Origin of the sequence: Youngiibacter multivorans (assembly GCF_017873395.1) — a bacterium.
GTDB lineage: Bacteria > Bacillota > Clostridia > Clostridiales > Clostridiaceae > Youngiibacter > Youngiibacter multivorans.
This window is the reverse complement of the sequence record NZ_JAGGKC010000036.1, coordinates 1-16,473: the sequence shown is the minus strand read 5'-3', so window position 1 is coordinate 16,473 and position 16,473 is coordinate 1. Positions and strand designations below refer to the sequence as shown.

Genomic DNA, 16,473 nt, shown 5'->3' with positions numbered 1-16,473 from the left:
CATGAGAGAAGCTGTAATAGTAAGCTACGCAAGGACACCCTTCGGCAAGTTCGGAGGAGGCCTTGCGCCTCTTTCAGCAACTGAGCTTGGAGGAATTGCAATAAGGGAAGCTGTAAGAAGGGCTGGCATTGATCCATCGGTTCCTGACTATGCATATATGGGTCAGGTCCTGCAGGGAGGCTGTGGCCAGGTACCGTCCAGGCAGGCGACAAGGAATGCAGGTCTGCCATGGGAGCTTCCTTCGATAACCGTAAACAAGGTTTGCTCATCGGGGATGATTTCAATAGCACTTGCAAGGAGGGCAATACTATCGGGAGACAATGATGCGGTTATCGCCGGCGGCATGGAGAGCATGTCAAATGCTCCATATATACTCAAATCCTCGAGATGGGGCATGAGGATGGGTGATGCCTCTGCCTCTGACCTGATGATGAATGACGGGCTGTGGTGTCCGTTCTATGACAGGCATATGGCTGTGCATGGTTCTGAGGTGAGCAAAGAATATTGCATATCCAGGGAGGAACAGGACGAATTCGCATTCATGAGCCAGATGAAGGCTGATGATGCCATGAGGAACGGAAGGCTGAAGAATGAGATAGTTCCTGTGGAGATAAAGGGGAGGAAGGGCTCTGTCATCGTAGATACAGATGAATCCCCGAGACCTGAAACTACCATAGATGCCCTGTCAAAGCTGCCTCCGGTATTCATGAAGGATGGCACTGTCACAGCAGGCAACGCACCTGGAGTCAATGACGGAGCCTGTGCAATAGCTGTAATGTCAAGGGAAAAGGCTGAAGCTTTGGGACTTCCTGTACTTGCAACCATCCTCGGCCACGAGGAAGTAAGCACTGACGCCAAGTATATCGCTACTGTTCCAGGACTTGCTACAGTCAAGCTTCTTAACAGGTATGGGATAGATGTTTCCAAGGTCGACCTTTTTGAGGTAAATGAGGCCTTTGCAGCAGTTGCGCTTGTAAGCACCAGGATTGCCGGCTGGAACCTTTCCAAGGTAAATATCGATGGCGGAGCAATTGCCTACGGACATCCAATTGGTGCTTCAGGTACAAGGATTGTGATGCACCTGGTCGAAGCCCTCAGAGCGAGAGGTGGCGGAACGGGAGTTGCTGCAATCTGCAGCGGAGCAGCCCAGGGTGATGCAATGCTCATTAGGGTTGACTGATATATATCATTGTCCGTGCAGGCCCTTAGGTTTCCTGCTTTGCAGCTTAATTTACGCGCTGAGACAGGAAGCCTAAGGGCCTCAATTCCAAATCATGAAGGAGGTCAGATATGGATTGTATTGAAGCCATAATGAACAGAAGGAGCTGCCGCTCATTCTTGGACAAAAAGGTTGAGGAAGATAAGATCCTTAAGATACTTGAATGCGCTACCTATGCTCCGTCGCCTGCGAACAAGCAGCCATGGGAATTCACGGTGGTCCTTGACAGGGAGTACGGAAAGAGGCTGAAGGAAGAATCCGAGAAGACCAAGGCGTATCTAGCCAGCCGAAGCGGCTGGAAGTGGCTTGAATCCTTTGACCTGGACTTTGTCACCCAGGCCCCTGTGCTTATTGTCGTGACTGGTGACCCTTCCAAGAACGGGGCGGAGCAGTTTTTAAACGAACCAGGAAAATGCTATGTGGATGCATGCAGCGCAGCAATCCAGAACATGTGCCTCGCTGCCCACAGTCTGGGTCTTGGGTCCCTGTGGTACACACTCTACGAGAAGGAGAGCGCTAAGGAGATTTTTGGAGTAGACAAGGATCCAGTTGGCATAGTCTGCATAGGATATCCGGCTGCACCTCCCGGTGTAACCAGGAGGAAGAGCCTTGAGGAGAAGGTCCGGTTCATTAGGTGACATTACCACCAGGAACTTATTGTCTATGCCCAGGTCACCGAAGGTATCAATGAGACCTGTAGGTAATAAACAACAATACTTAATAAGCTTATATTATCCATTACCGCATGGATTGACTTGCAGCCCGAAAGGGCTGCCTTTTTGTGTGCAGCATCCGGATGGACCAAGCTCTTCAAGTGATATTTCATATTTCCAAAAATATTCTTAGTAGGGCTTAATGACATGACGTGATGCCTGTGAATATACTAAGATATTATAAATATTTAGGTTAATTTGGGAATACGTTGAGGCACTGTTAATTTTATATCCTGATATCCTCTTTATTGGTAAAAGTATCAATATGTTTTATGCCTGACCTATGATAAAATTATGCCAAATAGCGTTTTTTGGAAGGACTGAGATTATGGCTCGGATTTGTTCAGGCTGCAGCAGGGAAATATCGGACGATGCCAAGTTCTGCAGGTATTGCGGAAAAGTGTCAACGGTTCAGGAAGATAAAAAGGATACTGTCATATGCAGATCATGCGGTACGGAGGCTAAGACTGGTACCAGGTTCTGCAGGAAGTGCGGAGGAGCTCTTGCGGCTGCTGAAGAGAAGGCAAATGTAAAAGTAAAGTCTCCTGCTAAAGCAGTTAAGGAGAGAGTAAAGAATGAGGCGAAGCCAGCAGCGGTTCAGAGCGCAGCTGGTAAACAAAATGAAGAGTATGATTCTCCTGGAGAGGTGGTGTTCAGCATTGAGCCAAGGATGTCTGAAACAGCTGTGCCTCAAAAGGAAGTGGTATCTAATCCTGTCTCGGTACTGTTTTCATGGCTGACAAGTCTCATCGGAGGCTTTTTCAAGTCACTTGGCTCGCCGAAGCGATTGCTTCCGGGCTTACTCCTCGGCATCTTCTGGTTTGTGTTGTCCATGCTCCCTGAGCTGGATATTTCGCTTCCTTATGGGGATATGGTAAACTGGGCGACCTTCGGGAGGGGCGGACTCAGTGAGGAGCCTCTCAAGATGGTCGGTGGAATAGTCGGCAAGGGCTTCTTTGCAGGGACCCTTGTAGGATTGTTTAAGAGGGGAGGATTGAAGGAAAGGCTTCCGAATGTGAAAAATTCCGGTGGAGCTGGATTCTTCCTTGTTGGGCTCGGTCTTTCACTTATACTGTTCAATTTCTTCACTGGTGACAATTCCTTTGACAACAGTGTAATAGGTATTGTTGCAGCTATTGGTACATTCAAGTCTATGGGTCAGGAAAACGGGTATGTTAGGCGTATGTTCCTTTCGGTTTCAAATGTCTTTTCAAGGAACAGGAATGCTGTTGTACAGAATGCAAAGGCTCTTTCCAACGGGGCTGTCTTTGGATTCATATCTGCAGTGCCTATGGCATATGCTTCAGTTCCCGGCATGGGATATGGTGCGGGTATTGTTCTTGTGGTCATAGGAACTGTGCTTTCACTTTCAAAGGCAAAAAGGCTTGCTGCGGCAGCCTTATTGGTCTTTGCAGTCATGCAGGGAGCGCCTATCGCTGCTGAAGCTAGCAGCGTCTATTCTTCAAAATGCAACAACTGCGGGTTTACCAATACCTTCACTGAGGAGGAGGTAAAGGGTCAGGTGCTTTACTGTGACAACTGCGGAGCCCTTACTTCATTAAGTGCCTCCAGTGAGATACCGACCAAAGAAGGCAAATGGAAGTACGTTGGAGCAAATATAAGATATTCCCCGTATGATTTCGGGACAGGTGGCGATCCTTTAAATGGAGCCTTTGAACACTTCGTTGACTATGCGGAAGGCAAAGTCGAGATGAGGGATGTAGTCGTTGTAGGCGGAAATGGCTTTAATACTGGCGAGAGTGCAGCCAGCAGGATTACCTGGACTTCTGCTCCCAAGAGGGACCTGAAGCCGGGTGAGAAGGTCGAGATGGAGCTTCAGGCAAAGCTGCTCAGCTATGACAACATAGAGTTCAGGGACGCCTGCTTTGCTGTAGTCCAGTTTTATTACGAGGCTGGTACCTATATCAGCAGAATGTATGCTACAAATGTGGGATTATGGGGAATATATGACAAGAGTTACGGTGCTGTGGCCATAGCATCAGTGGATCCTAACCAGCCGACTGTCGCATCTGTATTCGGACATATGCCTGACAGAGGGACTGAGGGAGACAGGATGACAATCAGTGTCATAGTCTATGGAGGAGATCTAAGCTTCGAAGAGGTGTACATGGACTACATGTACGAGTGGGATTCAGACGGAGTGGTCGGTGGAATTGCTGGTCCTGGTGGAGAAGATGAGGACCCTGCAGTCATTGGTCCTGAGATAGTTGATGGCAACGCTTCGGGAAATTCAGGCGACAGTGCTCCTGTATCAATGAAGACCGCAGTTGTGGTTGGAACAGCCTCAGCCCTTGCAGCGGCTGCTGCCGCGGCTTCAGCAGGTGCATCAGGTGCATCTGCTTCGGCGGTCACTGCTGCTAAGCTCACCAGGAAGCAGAAGGAAGAGGAGCTCAAGAAGACAGGCGACTACAGGATGATAGTCAATAAGACCTTCGGAAGCGTCATTGAGAATGGTAAGACTGACCAGGAGGTATTTGCAAGGATAGAGAAGAAGCTGCCTGACGGCGGCTGGGTTCATGATCCATCCCTTGACGGCCAGATAACCATATTCGCTTCTACTCCTGTAGAAGGACTTAAGCTTATGGCAATATCAGGTGGAGCAAAAGGCAAGGGTATGAGGATAACGCTTGAAAATGAAAATCCTCCGGAAACCTGCGTAATAAGCTTCAAGTATCAGGGTCCTGATACCTATTTCCAGAACAACCTGACCTTCAGGATGGGTGGAAAGCCGAAGATTGAAGTAAAGGACAGGATAAGCATACTTGGCACTTCTACCGATGCCTTTGAAATTTCTGTAAAGGTTACGGGCTTTGGAGAAAAGCCGGACCTTGCTGTGGAGTACAAGTCTGACCTGTTCGAGCTTAAGCTGGACAAGGACAAGGCAGGGCGTGACATCCTAATAGCAAATGCCACTGAAAAGGCCGGCAGAATGAACTTCCAGAGATTCATACACAGGTACCAGTGCACGCTTACCGCCACTACCAAAAAGGAAAAGATTGAAGAGAAGTTCATCGTTCAGCTCTGCTATGAGGGAATAGGTACTGCATACTCTGACCTTAAGAACAGTGAAACCAGGGATAAGGTTATGCTTGTCTGCTTCACTGACGGGGAGAAGGACAAGAGGGAGCAGAATGCTTACATACTGCCTCTTGCAGTAATGAGATGGGATGAGAAGACAAGGGAGCTGGTACCTGACGGAAAGGCTTCTGAAGGACTTAAGATAACTGTAACTCCTGACAAGGCTTCCAAGATCATGAAGGCTGATGATGCAAAGAAGGCAATAGCTGATGCTGATATACAGGTTACACCTGAGGCACTACCAAGCAAGGAGAAGGTTGACCTTCAGAAGAAGCCTTCAGTGTTCATGCTGTATCCTGGAAAGAGTGCAGTGGCAATAGCTCCGGAGGTTGAGGTTATAGTCTCTGCAGCTCTTGATGGAGCAGAATTCAAGCCTCTTGAGCTTAAGGGTATCCTGAAGCCTCAGACTGACTACAGGGCTATGCTCAAGTGGTTCATAGAATACGGTCAGGGTACATTCGTGGACAAGTATATCAAGATAGGTGATCTGGAAACCTATTTCGGTGCTCTTCGGTTCATAGAGAACAGGGTATACTGCGAAAGCCATATGCCTTATACGCCTACGACCAAGCAAAACCACTATGAGGACGGCTACCTGGATGTTTCAAGAAAGAACTATGTGTACCTTCAGGATGCTTCAATGCCTAAAGCCATAGGTGACTGGGAGCAGATCCAGTCCCTTCACCATGAGCTATGTCATGCCATTGAGCATCAGCATGGGGATACTTCCCAGAACAAGAAGCTTCAGGAAAGGCATGCCTACTTCATACAGCACCTGACGGATGTGGTAAAGAACCTGGCGGACATGGAGAGGGGATTAGTGTCACCTGCACTTGGGGCCAAGGATGCGATACAGGCTTACTACAATGTGTTCTTTGACGAGCATAATTCTGAACCTCAGACCTTTTTCTGGTTCGGTGTGACATACCTTACACAGCACAGGATGTTCGAGCGATACGCCAACTTTGACATGTATGGCGGGGACACTGTGCCAGATAGCCTCAAGAGCGAGATAGCAAAGACTTTTAGGGAGAACTACTACCCTGGTAATGTACAGGGTAAGGGAAGCCTTGGATCAAAGTTTAAGGAGACTACAGGCATGTTCAGCGGTGGTATCTGGTCCTTTAAGGCGACTACGGCGTTCCTGGGACTAGTCAATAATATGGACTTCAGTCACCCGGATTACGAGTTCAAACGCATGTCAAATCCTAGATGGGAGCCTGGTACACTTAAGCTTAAGGTCATATTCGATGTCAAGGGACTTAAGTCAGGTAAGATAGATGAGCTGGAGATTGAGCTTGATGGCGGAGCCTTCGATGACTCCGACTACAATTATCCTAAGATCAATGAGTTCACTGTCACCATGAGGTCAACCTACAGGATAAAGGATGGAATCCTTGGACAGGCTGAGGCAAAGTCCAGGGCTGTGAAGATATGAGGGGAGGGAAAAAGGCTGCCATAGTGCTGACCATTATGGCAGTCATCTCCTTAACCGGCTTCTTCATCTATTCAAGGGCTGCTGGTGACAATGAAGGTATTAAGGTCGGTATGATAACAGGCAGCATGCTGCTTTTTCTGGCGGGACTTAGCTTCCTGGAAATCCGGCCCAGGAGGAGATAACCAGGTTACATGAATAACAGACGATTTTAAGGGGGAGCCTATGTATTGTGAATCATGCGGTAAACAGATACCTGATGACAGCAGGTTCTGTGAGTTTTGCGGAAATCCTGTGAAGGATGACTCAAACCAGGGGTTATATAATGACTCAAACCTAGGTTTGTATAACGATGCGGATTTAGGTCCGGGTAATGATGCGAGTGAAGGTCCAAGTAAAGATGTGATTGAAGAAGCGAAGGAAGAGGTAAATGAAGGTTATAAATCTTCCAAAAAGAAGGACAGGACAATAAAAGAGGTAAGGAAGACCAGTGACAGCGGTTATGGCTCATACAGCAAGCCAAGGGCAAGGATAAGGGTACTTCCTATAATTCTGGTTGTACTCATTGCTGCATGTGGATATGCGGCTGTTAAGGCCCTTGGAGGGGATGGCATTCCCAGGATATCTGATATTCCTGGAATCATACTTGGCAAGGATGCTTCTGATAAGGAGATCACCAGGGAGGACTTCTCCTGGTATGTGGCAGCCTCCTATGACGAGGTGCCTGAAGGTGGAGCTGCTCTTGCATATAAGGACATACTTGGACAGTGGAAGGTAATGGCTGTAAACTACGTGTCTGAGCCGGAGGAGACTTTCTTCTCAACAGCAGTCCTTAAGGAGAACTCTTTAAAAGACGAGGGGAAGACACTAAATACGGCTGTGGAATTCACACACCACTACGTGGAGTTTGACGGGGAGAAGAGCGAGTTTGAAGGGGATGAAGCAAAGGACCTTCTCTATGCCAACTTCGAGGATGGATACCTTAGTCTGGCACTTGGTGATGACAGGCTTGCCGAGATCATCTTCTGGGAGAAGGACGGCAAGGAGTATGGACAGAGCCACATCTACTCTGACTGGGACAAGGACGGCATAGCTGACCTAATTAATGTGCTGCTGTTTGTGAGATAAACGATTGCTTTACATTGATCATAAGTACTGGTGTGGCATAGGGGAGGGGTGTGCATGAAGGGTATGATAAAGGCTTTGGTTATTGCAATGGCACTGTTGATAGTTTCAGGCTGCTCGTTTGGCAAAGATGAAAAAAATCCGGTGCTGGAGCAGCCTGCCTTTGACATCATAGGGGACCAGGGGATTAATACTAAAGCAGCCCTTTCTGAGCTTCAGGGTGAGTACTCGGGCAAGCTTTGGTTTAAGGAGCATGAAAATAGCCTGTACAGCAGTGATTCTTACAGCTGTACAGGCTGGATAGATGGCAATGTATTGAAGCTTTCCTGGGAAATGGATGGAAAGTCATTTGGGCTTGGGAAAGGAATTGAGTTCCAGCTTCAGGACGGGATAATGACTTCTCGTGAGGAGCCGGAACCGAAGTTAATATGTGCCGTCAAGCTATATCCTTCAGGACATATGGTGGATGGTCTTGCAATTATAAAGATCGATGATGGCAAGGTAGACTCTGAGGTTATGGTACATTTCCAACTGATAAGGTGAGGTTATCTCCCCTTAAGCAGCGGTGAGCCACAGGCTTTACAGTAATTGTCCCTTGTGTCGCACAAAGTGCCACAGGATGGACAGAACAGGACCTCATCGCTTCTCTTGTCATACTTTTCAATGGCCCGAAGATTAGGCCTGTTGTGCTTCTTAAGCTTGTCACCTAACTTGAAGTATTCATATTGGACCAGATTGTCACCCATTGGGAGTTCGACCATTTTGCCGTTATCAGTCTTAACTATGATCACATTGCTCTGGTGGCTGTTTTTCTTGCTGTAGTATTCTCTCTTGTCTTCTACTATTCCTGTCCACTCGAGGCCTTTCCTCCTGGTGTTCATTATGGAGTATAGTGCTATTAAGAGGAACATTCCTGAGAGTACTGCTATGACCATGATGCCTTCACTGTCAAGTCCTAAGTCTCCTGAAAGGAGCAGGAAGGATGGGATGGCTATGACTAGGATCAGAGTGAATATGGTTATGTAGGTCCTTCTGTTTCCCTGGTACCCTGCGAACCTATAGTCATTGACCGCTTCGGACCAGCCTGTGCCTCCTGCACCAAGCGCAGGCTTATCGCCATAAGGCTTGTCTGAGTCAATGTCAAAGCCGCAGCTTCTGCAGACCTTGTTTTTTCCTGATAGTCTGTTTCCACACTGGGTGCAGAAGAACGTCTTTTCAAAAGCCATTTCTGTTTCTCCTAAGGGGTTAGTATTTTCTTTTTCCCCACCCCATTATTATATACAATCCTTCCATCCATTTGAAGGCAATTGATAAAAGGATGGAAGCTGAAATCATTGGAATCATTTAATCATTAATCATGTGCAAAGAAGTAATTATTCCAGTAACAATAATTTAGGTGTCATGTGCAACTGTGCAAGGAGGTCAAGGATGTTTTGTGAAAATTGCGGATATGAGAGAATAGGGGATGCAGACTTATGCGAGGGCTGCGGCAAGCCTTTCGGTACACTGAATAGCTCACAGGAAACTGTCGTCGAAGAAAAAAACATGGAGCCAGAAAAGGCTGTGGTATCTGAGGTGGCTACCAAACCAGTCAAAATGGAGAAGATTGCAGCTGACTCAGCGGACTCATCATCTGAGACAGAGGCTGCAAAAGCTGAAAAGACCGGTAACATAACAGTAAATGGATCTGACCTGCAATGGATGTATGAATTCTCCTTCTGGAGGAATCCTGCGATACTCATAACAGTAGCTAAGGTGCTTCTGATATCGCTGTTTGTCCCTGCCTTATTCATGTTCTTCATAACGATAGGTGACGGGTTTGGAGAAGCACTGGAAATAGCGGGTAAGATCTTTGGTTATGGGGTACTTGTAATGGCAGGTCTTCTTACAATTGCTTATCCTCTTGTTGGTATTATCAATGGCGGAAAGTATTTTGTACTGTTCAAGATGGATGACAAGGGTGTTAATCACATACAGCTTGACAGGCAGTTCAAGAAGGCTCAGGCCCTTGGATTCCTGACTGCCCTGATAGGGCTTTCCGGAGGAAATCTTTCTGCCGGCGGAGCTGGATTAATGGCTGCTACCAAGCAGAGCCTTTATACAAGCTTCAAGAAGGTGAAGTCTGTCAAGGCGGTAAAGTCAAGGAATACCATCTATGTCAATGAGTCAATGACCAGGAACCAGGTTTATGCTGAGAAAGAGGACTTTGATTTCGTGCTTGAGCATATCCTGAGGCACTGTCCAAAGAATGTCAGGGTTTCAGGTAATTAATGTCATGAATACTGTACTTGCGGTAAAAAGGTTGAGGCTGATCCATGTAGTTCTGACAGCTGTGATTTTCATAACCCTTCTGATTTCAGCAGGATGTACAAGGAGCAATGACAAGCCTCCAAAGCTTGACACTCCTCTGCCAAAAGTTCATTCAGGCACATATGAGAGCGAGGATGCAAGGTTTACCTTCAAAGGTGATGGAAAGACAGTCCTTGTGGAGCTGTCGGACAGGTACCTTGACGTTCTTAAGAATCCTCCGAATGACTCAGAGTATCTCTATACCTTTACCTGGTATGATTTCGGGGAATACAGATATGACGCTGCTACAAACATCAGGCTGTACCACGTAGAGACTAAGACCTCAATTGACTTCTCCCTGTATGACACGGCAACCTATGACAGGATCAGCATATCCTTTCCTCTTCCTGACAAGGCACCGCAGGTCCTGATCAGGGTATCGGACTAGAACTGAAGCCCCTGGCTTTATCATAGGTTTGGGTGAAGCCTGGGATCTGGAGCAAGGACTGGGATTGAAACAATCTAAGCCTCGCTGGAATCATAGTCTTATTTTGTTAAGGATGCCTGATCTCAAGGGGCTTGGTATCAGACTTCGCATATCATAAATCTTGAGACAAGACCTGTAATAAGGCTCATCAGTTGGATCTCCAGACAGATTAGCCTGTGTGGAGAGCATTTTAAGAACTGACTATTGAGGGGTGGATGCATATGATGCATGGGGGCAATGGTGAATTAAAACCCAATAGGATGATAACGTCAGATGGCCACGACCTTGAGGTGGTTGAATCTGGGAATAAAATAGAGATCAGGATAAGCTTCGCTGGCGAAAAGTGTGAAGGATACGACAGTCATGCTTCTAGTAAGGACGGAACTGAACCTGATGTCAGGCAGGAGAAGCTTAATCAGCTGGTGCTTGAACTGATCAGGGACCTACTCTTGTCGGGAAGGGTTTCTGATAAGAGCGGGATAAGCATTTTTGTCTCTGATGTCAATTCCAGGGAAGCCCTTGGACTTGTCAGATATCTAGAGGACCGGAGTATTGATGTCCATGCGCCGGGTTCTGTGGTCTTCTTTGAAAGGGAAGAGGTCATGCTTCTAATTGGATGTATGATAAGGCTCTTTCCTGACTATGATTTAGAAATATGTGACTGTGATGAAAGTATCATCTCATACTACTGGACCTGTATCGACTTTGCTGAGGAAGCCATGAGAGGTGTTTTCGGGGTACCTCTGAAGAAGTTTGTTGAGAAGGTATCGAAGGCGCACCACAGGCTATATATGGCTACTGAATATTCCTTCAGCGGTCTTTTCTACAGGCTGCTTGAATTCGACCCCTTCAGCTCTTGGTTAAAGAAGGGTGACTGCAGGGAAGTAAGGGATATGGCTGTATTTTCAAGGACCCTGTGCGATTTTGAAGAAAATAGGGGAATCCTGGTTCTTGAACCTGAGTCTTATGTAAGACATGTTAAGGAGCTGTTTGATGTCCTTATCCCTGACCTTTTCAGGAAGGGGACAAAAGGGTATGAAACAGGCTCTGCAGGCATAATGAAGGATTCCATAGGGCTGTATGGCATCGACAGGCTTAATGCAATAGGAGAGAAGCCAGCAACGTCTGGTTCAGAAGCAATATTATCCATATTCGGGGACATCGACATGTATGGGAGCTGCCAAAAAAAATACTGGCTTCTAAGTGTCATGGGCTTCAGGCCTTCTAGGTCAGTAAGTCACCTGAGAGATGAGCTTGTCATAAGGACAATAAGGAAAATCAATGAGATAGCAGAAGATTTAGGGAGTTTTCCTGCTTCAAGGGATAGCGTTTCAGATCTGCTGTCTTCTGTCATGAAAGATATGGATATCTGTGGGTCATATGTCGAAAAGGCTGAAGCTTATGCGTTGAGACAGGTAATGAAGTACCTAAAGGGGCAGGAGATTAATTTTACCGTCCTTGAGAATGACTCCACAGAAAGGCTTGAATCGGAAGGATTTGCCGCTTCAGGATCCTTTACCCTGATTGAGAATCCTATGGGTGAACTTGAGGCACTCTCTGTGTTTCCAGGAAAGCTGCCGGGAGCTGGTGAAGTCAACAGGAAGGCAGGTCTATTGCAGGTAATGGCTTCACTTCATGGGGAGCGGACCGGTGAATGGATATCGAGGCGTATCCTGTTCTTTTCCGGTGAGGACAAGAAGGATCCTTTTATAGTATTTGACTCGGATGAGGGACTGGAGCTTAATGGCCTTAAGGATATTGGCGACGCTTCATGCGGTATCAGGGAGGGGAGATTTGCAGCCTTGTCTTCTGATAGGGAAGTGTGCCTTGCCTGTGACTTCAGGTTCCACTGCAAGAGGACTGATATGAGGAAGCCTAAGAAGGGTTAGCTGTATAGGATATCCCTTTGTCCCAATTTGGGGAATAAAGTGCCGGTTTCTTTTAACTGCTGCAATCACGGGCAGATAGGATATGAGGATGTATGAGATGATTTGCTATTAAGAGTGAAGATTTGGATTGAAAGAGTGAATTGAAAGATTGAATTTGAAGATTTGAATTGAAAGATTTGAATTGAAAGATTTGAATTGAAAGATTTGAATTGAAAGATTTGAAATAAAATGAAGGGACGGCTCAGGCCGTCCCTTCTCATCTTAGTCCATATGTCCTTTTAACATCCTGTACGAACAGTATGCCGTTGCCCGGTTCGTCAAGCTTTAGCTCGGTTCGTATGCTTTCAATTATGGGGTCCAGGTTCTCGTTTTTTGCGACGATGAGGACTACTTCCTTTTCTGGTTCTATCTCCATGTGGAACAGCTTCTCTGTCTCGTGTATTCCTGAGCCTCTGGCGTTGATTATTGTTCCGCCTCTTGCTCCGGCCTTTGCTGCTGCTTCTATTACGGCTTCTGCCTTTCCTTTGTCGACTATTGTGAATATGGAGCTGTGGGTCATTATTTCTTCTTCTCCTTCCTCTTCCTTTGGCACTCTGCAGCTTACTGAGCCGTACATTGCCCTGATGGGCATTGTAAAGGCTATCCCATGGTATTTCTTGTGGAGGTTCAGCTTTTTTCCTAAGGTTTCAAGTACCTCTTTCGCCACTTCTTCTCTTGCTGCCATGAGGACTATCTCTCTCCTTACGGAGGATAGCTCAAAGAAGTCGAGGAGTCTGCTTCTTGCTGTGCCGCTTCCGTAGAATATGGTGCCTCCTGTGACTCCAATCTCTTTGGATATGGACAGCACGCGGCTTGCGCAGCCTGCGTCTACTATTACGCAAACAAGCTCAAGACAGGTTTCCATTCTATGCTGCATCGTCCTTTACTCCTCCTTTCTGTGATCTTCTCTTGAATACCAGTCCAAGTATCTGTAGTGCTATCAGAGGGGTCATGGCTACCATGGCTATGACTCCGAAGCCGTCCTTCAGGACACTTGCATGTGCTGTGGCTTCTGCAGCGCCTTGCGCGAAGGCAAGTATGAAGGTTGCTGTCATTGGTCCTGATGCAACTCCTCCTGAGTCGAAGGCTATTCCCACGAATAGCTTCGGTGAGAAGAACATCATTACTATTGCGGCTATGTAGCCTGGGAGGAGAAAATGCCAGAGCTCGAGCCCTAAAGTTACTATACGTGCCATTGATAATGCTACTGCCAGGCCTACTCCTATGGATAGGGTAATGAACACAAGCTTTGACTTGACATAACCTGCTGTGACATCCTCTATCTGCCTTGTGAGCACGTGTACTGCTGGCTCTGCAAGTATAGTTGTGAAGCCCAGGAGGAAGCCTATTGTAACAAGTATTGTCGTGTTTCCTCGTTCCGCTAATGTATAGCCTATCCTTATGCCTGCATCCATGAAGCCTGAGTTTACTCCTGTGAGGAATATGACAAGGCCTATGTAGGAGTAGACAAGTCCTGCGATTATCCTCCTGTAGGTCCTCTTCTCAAGCTTGAAGTGCTTAAAATGTGCGAACATGAACATTCCTGCCAGGGGCAGGAGTGCAATGAGCACCTCATACATGATGTGTGGTGCAGCGCTCAGGAATGGCATGATTAAGGAGGTGCTTCCTGACACCTCGATGTCCAGGGAGCCCTGGAGCTCACTGGTACCTGATACTATGCTCATCGCCATTACTGCAATTATCGCCCCTGCTGATGCTATGGCTACAAGTCCGAAGCTGTCCTTCTCTGATGCCTTGCTGTCCTTCTTGAGCTTTGACACGCCTATGGCAAGTGCCAGCAGGAAGGGGACTGTCATAGCCCCTGTTGTTGCTCCTGAGGCATCAAATGAAATGGCGAGGAATTCTGGGGATACGAAGAGTGACAGAAGGAGTATGAGTCCGTAGGCTGCAGCAAGGATAATGTAAAGGGGTATGTTGTAGGTTATCCTCAAGAGGCCTACTGCTACCATGGCTGCTATGCCTATGGAGACTACTGCTACGAGCAGAAGCTTTTCTATCGTGTCTCCGCTGACTGCCTCTACCTGTGCTGCCAGAATATGGAGGTCTGGCTCTGCAACCGATATGAGGAAGCCAAGTAACAGGCCTGCAATCACAACTATAAAGAGCTTTCCGCTCTTTGTGATAGCTGAGCCCATGAGGTTTCCTATGGGTGTGATTCCGATGTCCACACCAAGCAGGAATATGCCGAGTCCTATTATGATGAGTATTGCACCTATTACGAATCGTATGAATATTGTCGTTCCTAGAGGTGTCAGGGTAAAGTTAAGTATTGTGACTATAAGGGTTACCGGAAGCACCGAATAGGTCACTTCGGTGAATTTTGACTTCAGTGCGTTCAATGCTGCACCTCCTTCCTTGGCAATATGATAACATGATAATTCTGATATGCCGGCAATGTTCAAAGTAAATTCACATTCTCATTTTGAATAGGTATCCGGAGTATTCCTGAGTAAATTGGAGATATTATGTAGTATCTTTCGATAATCAAAATATGAGGTAAATATAATCATGTCAATTGTGATATAATAAACGGGTTCGGTGTAAATTAGATTCAATTTAACAATGAACTCGATTTGAACGTTTACAGTTATTATTATGTAAAATATGAAGAATTTATTAACAATTCTTCACAACTTATAGTATAATTGATTACGTAAGGTGAAACACTTGATATGCATAGTTAAATCATTCTATTTAAGGATTAATTTCACTGGATAACATTTCTTATTTGATAATGAGTATTGTGATTTAAGAACGTAGGTTTAAATTTCGGATGGTAATCAAGGATTCCAACATGATAACTACTTATACGATAAGATGACAGACTCATTGTTGTTTCTCATTTTGAATCAGTCGCTTTCAGGGGATTAACTACTAACTTTCCTTATCTCCTTTGGAATAAATGATCTTATCATTGGCATAATGAATCCGAGTTTGTTTTCAATATGTTCACTGGAATGATAAGTGCTGATTCATTGAATGCACACAATCATTCAGGTAATGCTGTAATAAACGGATCTGTAATATTATTTCAACGTCCATTCAAACCATAGACTCAGGATATTACAAACGATAAGACAAGCTCATAGTTGATTCAATGAATCTAACTAAGGCTTATGGGGATACTCTCTTAATCATAATTGAGGAGATGTGGACACATGGTGTATATTGCCGGACCAACCACCAATCGTTTGAATGAATCCAGAAGAAAAGAGATTGTAAAGGTACTTAACGAAAGATACTCGATTACGGACAATCTTAAGCTTCGAAGCTTCACATCCATATACACTGACTGTGAGGCTACGGCAAGGAAGATTGTGAATTACTACAAGTCTGACAGAGGTCTGCCGGTTTCAAAATCCATGAGGACACTTAAGCTGATTGACATAATAAAGGCATCCGAACACTTCGGGCTTGGTATAAGTGAAGTGGAGATAAGGCTGATTTTTGACAGTGAAGGAAGAAGGGGACAAATGTCTCCAAGACAGCTGAAAACGGGTCTCCTGGCCATAAAGGCTATAAATGACATGGAAGAGATTTGCTTTCGAAGCGAAGAACTATCCGGATACATGGACAAGTGGATAAGAGCAATCAAGTCAACTACAAAATTGAATAGTTAAAATATTAATTAGCAATATATACATTGATTAGAGGTATCCAACTGTATATCATAGATTGTGGCTCATATGTTAATGAGACTATCGAATCTGTTGGTACAGGCGGGGTTGGCAGATGATCGTTGTAAAATGCGAATGCGGAAAGAAAAGGCTTATCAAGGACTACGAGATGTATCTCCTGGACAGGACAATGTTCAGAGACTACTACGGAGTATGCAGGTGTGGCAGGAAGATCTTCAAGCGTGAATTCAATCTAATGGATTGCAAGCAGACTGAATATCTGAATTAAACAGAATGCATTGAAAATGGTAAGCGGATTTCCCAACTGAACAAATGAAAAAGATGATGAGTAAATATGGTCGAGAGCCTGCAAAGGCTCTCGATACTGATGTAATGAACTGATTACTGTAAGTTGTTATTGATAAAAAACAAGCATCTATTGGACGAGGGCACTGAAAAAGCCCCCAAAATTAGCATGATTTGAGCAGAAGATAAGAGGGGACGGAATCCGGACCCTCTTATCTTCCTTTTTTTAGAGTT

At 45.9% G+C, this 16,473-nt stretch carries 14 protein-coding genes; 11 read left to right on the top strand and 3 right to left on the bottom strand.

From position 1 onward, the window contains the following. Position 1 precedes the first annotated feature (1 nt). The 6 genes from J2Z34_RS15820 (at position 2) to J2Z34_RS15795 (ending at position 8,134) form a co-directional block, all read left to right on the top strand. The gene (locus J2Z34_RS15820) at positions 2-1,180 is read left to right on the top strand and encodes an acetyl-CoA C-acetyltransferase (protein ID WP_209460841.1); all 1,179 of its coding nucleotides are present in this window, start codon (positions 2-4) and stop codon (positions 1,178-1,180) included. Between the two features lie 110 nt (positions 1,181-1,290). Further along, on the top strand, positions 1,291-1,857 hold the full coding sequence (locus tag J2Z34_RS15815; RefSeq protein ID WP_209460840.1) for a nitroreductase family protein: 567 nt from the start codon (positions 1,291-1,293) through the stop codon (positions 1,855-1,857). A 403-nt stretch (positions 1,858-2,260) separates the two neighbouring features. Next, on the top strand, positions 2,261-6,469 hold the full coding sequence (locus J2Z34_RS15810) for a double zinc ribbon domain-containing protein (protein ID WP_209460839.1): 4,209 nt from the start codon (positions 2,261-2,263) through the stop codon (positions 6,467-6,469). After that, positions 6,466-6,651: a hypothetical protein gene (locus J2Z34_RS15805; protein ID WP_209460838.1), complete on the top strand. Its 186-nt coding sequence runs from the start codon at positions 6,466-6,468 to the stop codon at positions 6,649-6,651. The genes J2Z34_RS15810 and J2Z34_RS15805 overlap by 4 nt, the downstream gene beginning before the upstream one ends. Positions 6,652-6,691: 40 nt before the next feature. Further along, positions 6,692-7,594 (top strand): zinc ribbon domain-containing protein, encoded by a 903-nt coding sequence (locus J2Z34_RS15800; RefSeq protein WP_209460837.1) that lies wholly within the window; start codon positions 6,692-6,694, stop codon positions 7,592-7,594. 54 nt (positions 7,595-7,648) lie between these two features. Further along, on the top strand, positions 7,649-8,134 hold the full coding sequence (locus J2Z34_RS15795) for a hypothetical protein (protein ID WP_209460836.1): 486 nt from the start codon (positions 7,649-7,651) through the stop codon (positions 8,132-8,134). 2 nt (positions 8,135-8,136) lie between these two features. On the opposite strand, the gene J2Z34_RS15790 is transcribed toward J2Z34_RS15795, so the two are convergent. Continuing rightward, positions 8,137-8,817 carry a zinc ribbon domain-containing protein gene (locus tag J2Z34_RS15790; RefSeq protein WP_209460835.1) on the bottom strand — a complete coding sequence of 227 codons (681 nt, stop codon included), beginning with the start codon at positions 8,815-8,817 and terminating at the stop codon, positions 8,137-8,139. A gap of 202 nt (positions 8,818-9,019) precedes the next feature. Between J2Z34_RS15790 and J2Z34_RS15785 the strand changes: the two genes are divergently transcribed. From J2Z34_RS15785 to J2Z34_RS15775, 3 genes are all read left to right on the top strand, one after another. After that, positions 9,020-9,862 (top strand): hypothetical protein, encoded by an 843-nt coding sequence (locus J2Z34_RS15785; protein ID WP_209460834.1) that lies wholly within the window; start codon positions 9,020-9,022, stop codon positions 9,860-9,862. Positions 9,863-9,866: 4 nt separating this feature from the next. After that, positions 9,867-10,328: a hypothetical protein gene (locus J2Z34_RS15780; RefSeq protein WP_209460833.1), complete on the top strand. Its 462-nt coding sequence runs from the start codon at positions 9,867-9,869 to the stop codon at positions 10,326-10,328. A gap of 299 nt (positions 10,329-10,627) precedes the next feature. Then, on the top strand, positions 10,628-12,256 hold the full coding sequence (locus J2Z34_RS15775; protein WP_209460832.1) for a hypothetical protein: 1,629 nt from the start codon (positions 10,628-10,630) through the stop codon (positions 12,254-12,256). Between the two features lie 256 nt (positions 12,257-12,512). Here J2Z34_RS15775 and J2Z34_RS15770 read toward each other — a convergent pair whose 3' ends face one another. Together J2Z34_RS15770 and J2Z34_RS15765 are read right to left on the bottom strand one after the other, a co-directional pair. After that, a complete protein-coding gene (locus tag J2Z34_RS15770; protein WP_245250853.1) occupies positions 12,513-13,160 on the bottom strand; it encodes a P-II family nitrogen regulator in 648 nt (215 codons plus the stop codon). 1 nt (position 13,161) lies between these two features. After that, complete coding sequence (locus J2Z34_RS15765; RefSeq protein WP_209460830.1) at positions 13,162-14,655, bottom strand: DUF1538 domain-containing protein; 1,494 nt, start codon at positions 14,653-14,655, stop codon at positions 13,162-13,164. Between the two features lie 819 nt (positions 14,656-15,474). Here J2Z34_RS15765 and J2Z34_RS15760 point away from each other — a divergent pair. Then, on the top strand, positions 15,475-15,936 hold the full coding sequence (locus J2Z34_RS15760) for a hypothetical protein (RefSeq protein WP_209460829.1): 462 nt from the start codon (positions 15,475-15,477) through the stop codon (positions 15,934-15,936). Between the two features lie 112 nt (positions 15,937-16,048). After that, positions 16,049-16,222 carry a hypothetical protein gene (locus J2Z34_RS15755; RefSeq protein WP_209460828.1) on the top strand — a complete coding sequence of 58 codons (174 nt, stop codon included), beginning with the start codon at positions 16,049-16,051 and terminating at the stop codon, positions 16,220-16,222. Positions 16,223-16,473: the final 251 nt, after the last annotated feature.

Excerpts from the sequence above, each read along its gene's own strand:
- J2Z34_RS15820 (WP_209460841.1), top strand. The coding sequence starts at position 2 with ATGAGAGAAGCTGTAATAGTAAGCTACGCAAGGACACCCTTCGGCAAG.
- J2Z34_RS15815 (WP_209460840.1), top strand. The coding sequence starts at position 1,291 with ATGGATTGTATTGAAGCCATAATGAACAGAAGGAGCTGCCGCTCATTC.
- J2Z34_RS15810 (WP_209460839.1), top strand. The coding sequence starts at position 2,261 with ATGGCTCGGATTTGTTCAGGCTGCAGCAGGGAAATATCGGACGATGCC.
- J2Z34_RS15805 (WP_209460838.1), top strand. The coding sequence starts at position 6,466 with ATGAGGGGAGGGAAAAAGGCTGCCATAGTGCTGACCATTATGGCAGTC.
- J2Z34_RS15800 (WP_209460837.1), top strand. The coding sequence starts at position 6,692 with ATGTATTGTGAATCATGCGGTAAACAGATACCTGATGACAGCAGGTTC.
- J2Z34_RS15795 (WP_209460836.1), top strand. The coding sequence starts at position 7,649 with ATGAAGGGTATGATAAAGGCTTTGGTTATTGCAATGGCACTGTTGATA.
- J2Z34_RS15790 (WP_209460835.1), bottom strand. The coding sequence starts at position 8,817 with ATGGCTTTTGAAAAGACGTTCTTCTGCACCCAGTGTGGAAACAGACTA.
- J2Z34_RS15785 (WP_209460834.1), top strand. The coding sequence starts at position 9,020 with ATGTTTTGTGAAAATTGCGGATATGAGAGAATAGGGGATGCAGACTTA.
- J2Z34_RS15780 (WP_209460833.1), top strand. The coding sequence starts at position 9,867 with ATGAATACTGTACTTGCGGTAAAAAGGTTGAGGCTGATCCATGTAGTT.
- J2Z34_RS15775 (WP_209460832.1), top strand. The coding sequence starts at position 10,628 with ATGATAACGTCAGATGGCCACGACCTTGAGGTGGTTGAATCTGGGAAT.
- J2Z34_RS15770 (WP_245250853.1), bottom strand. The coding sequence starts at position 13,160 with ATGGAAACCTGTCTTGAGCTTGTTTGCGTAATAGTAGACGCAGGCTGC.
- J2Z34_RS15760 (WP_209460829.1), top strand. The coding sequence starts at position 15,475 with ATGGTGTATATTGCCGGACCAACCACCAATCGTTTGAATGAATCCAGA.
- J2Z34_RS15755 (WP_209460828.1), top strand. The coding sequence starts at position 16,049 with ATGATCGTTGTAAAATGCGAATGCGGAAAGAAAAGGCTTATCAAGGAC.